Below are 2306 nucleotides of genomic sequence, written 5' to 3' on the forward strand. Positions count from 1 at the left end.
ACCGCTGCCGCGTCAGGCTCGCAGAAGGCCCTGATGCTGCCTCCCGGTCTGGCTTTTGTGACCCTGAGCGACGCTGGCCAGCGTGCCGCCTCCGTGGCGACCATGCCAAAGTACTACTTCAACCTGCCCAAGGCGCTCGCCTCACTCGCCAAGGGCCAGACGCCGTACACGCCGAACGTGAATATGATCGTCGCCCTGCAGGCCTCCCTGCGGCTCATCGCCGCCGAGGGCCTGTCGCAGTTCCAGGCCCGGCACCACAGGCTTTCCGCAGCCTGCCGCGCCGCCGCCCGAGCCGCCGGGCTCGATCTTCTCGCCGCCGATGACTGCGCCAGCGACATAGTAACCGCCGTCAAGTCACCCGCCGGCCTCGACTCCGGCCAGCTCGTCAAGCGCCTGCGCGAAAAGCACAACATCCTGATCTCCGGCGGCCAGGACACTCTCAAGGGCAGGATCTTCCGCATCGGTCACCTCGGTGCATGCCAGTATTCCGACCTGCAGCGCACGTGGGAGGCCACGTTGACCGAACTCGCCGAACTCGGCCATCGCGCCGACCGCCAGACAGTCCTGACCGCACTAGAGTCCGGCTACCATGACTGAATCAGCCATGCAGATTATCCTGGTCTGCGACTCACTCGCGCCCGAAGGGCTCGGAATTCTTGGCGAGGCCGGTGAAGTGCGCGTGCGCACCGGTCTCCCAGAGCCCGACCTGTTGCGCGAGGTCGTCGACGCCGACGCCATCATCGTCCGCAGCGCCACGCAGATCACCGCGACCGTCGTCGAAGCCGCCACCCGCTGTCGGGTCATCGCTCGCGCCGGGGTTGGCGTGGACAATATTGACGTTGAGGCCGCCACCCGCCGCGGCATCCTCGTGGTCAATTCCCCTGCCGGCAACATCCTCGCCGCCGCCGAGCACGCCGTGGCCCTCCTTATGGCCGCCGCCCGCTGCATTCCGCAGGGCAACGCCTCCACGAAGGCCGGGCAGTGGGACCGCAAGTCCTGCAGCGGTCGCCAGATACAAGGCAAGACCCTCGGCCTAGTCGGCCTGGGCAACGTTGGCAGCGAAGTCGCCAAGCGTGGCCGCGCCCTCGGGCTGGAAGTAATCGCCTACGACCCCTACATCACCACCGAGCGTGCCGCCGCCGCCGGCGCCACCCTGGCGTCTTTCGATGAGGTCCTCCAGCAGAGCGACTTCCTCAGCCTCCACGCGGTCGCCAGCAGCGAGACCGAACACCTCATCGGTGCCCCGCAACTCGCCCGTCTCAAGCCGGGCGCAATCCTCATTAACACCGCCCGCGGCTCTCTCCTCGACGAAGCGGCCCTGATAGCGGCCCTGCGCGAGGGCACCCTCGCCGCCGCCGCGCTCGACGTCTTCGCCGAAGAGCCCACCCAGAACACCGAACTGCTCAGCCTCCCCAACGTCATCGTCACCCCGCATGTCGGCGCGATGACCCACGAGGCCCAGATCAACGTGGCCCTCGACGCCGCGAGGCAGGTCGTTGAGGTCCTGCAGGGCAAGCCCGCCCGCTGGCCCGTCAATGCTCCTCCCCTCCCGCCGGAGGCCTTGCAGGTCGTGGCGCCCTTCCTGCCGCTCGCCGAGGCCCTCGCGCGCCTCGCCCGTGGCCTGCGCATCGGCCCGCTGCGCCGCCTCGAAATGACCACACCCGCCGACCTCTCGCCCGAGTATCTCGGCTACGTCACCGCCACTGCCCTTGCCGCGTCTATGCAGGGCATCACTGACGAGACGGTCAACGCCATCAACGCCCCGCTGCTGGCCCGCGAGCGCCACATCGAGGTGGCCCAGGCTCGTCGGCAGGACGCCCGCGGCTACACGAACCTCCTGGAGTTGCGCCTGCAAGGCGACCCCGAAACCGTCGTCGCCGGCGCTCTGCTTGATCGCGACCTGCCGCGCATAGTCGGCATCGGGGATTACGATCTGGACCTTCCGCCCGCCGACACCGCCCTGCTGATCTGGCGCAAGTCCCCCTCCCGCCCCGGCTTCATCGGCAGGGTCGGCACCCTCCTTGGCGAAGCCGGAGTGAACATCTCCGCCATTCAGGTCAGTCATGAAGCGCCGGACGAAGTCGGCCTGATGGCACTCACGGTACAGTCCGCCATACCCGAAGACGCCCTCGCCGAGATCAACAACCTCGACGGCGTCACGATGACACGAGTTATTGCTTTTCCTGAGCGTCAAACGGAGCTGTCATGAGAATCCTGGTGACCAATGACGACGGGGTGTTTGCCGAAGGCCTGCGCGTGCTGGTGAAGGCGCTGGTCGAGGTGGCGGAAGTGCTCGTCATCGCCCC

The 2306-nt window shown here is 67.6% G+C and carries 3 protein-coding genes; all 3 read left to right on the forward strand.

What is annotated here, in order from left to right:
• Positions 1-597, forward strand: a 597-nt coding sequence (locus tag LLH23_10640) for an alanine--glyoxylate aminotransferase family protein (GenBank protein MCE5238936.1), incomplete at its 5' end; no start/stop codon positions are given.
• Positions 590-2209: a phosphoglycerate dehydrogenase gene (serA, locus tag LLH23_10645; protein MCE5238937.1), complete on the forward strand. Its 1620-nt coding sequence runs from the start codon at positions 590-592 to the stop codon at positions 2207-2209. The genes LLH23_10640 and serA, both read left to right, overlap by 8 nt.
• On the forward strand, positions 2206-2306 hold a 101-nt coding region (locus tag LLH23_10650), incomplete at its 3' end, for a 5'/3'-nucleotidase SurE (GenBank protein ID MCE5238938.1). The genes serA and LLH23_10650, both read left to right, overlap by 4 nt.

The sequence above is a fragment of the bacterium genome, from assembly GCA_021372615.1.
In the GTDB taxonomy this organism is placed as follows: domain Bacteria; phylum Armatimonadota; class Zipacnadia; order Zipacnadales; family UBA11051; genus JAJFUB01.

Excerpts from the sequence above, each read along its gene's own strand:
- serA (MCE5238937.1), top strand. The coding sequence starts at position 590 with ATGACTGAATCAGCCATGCAGATTATCCTGGTCTGCGACTCACTCGCG.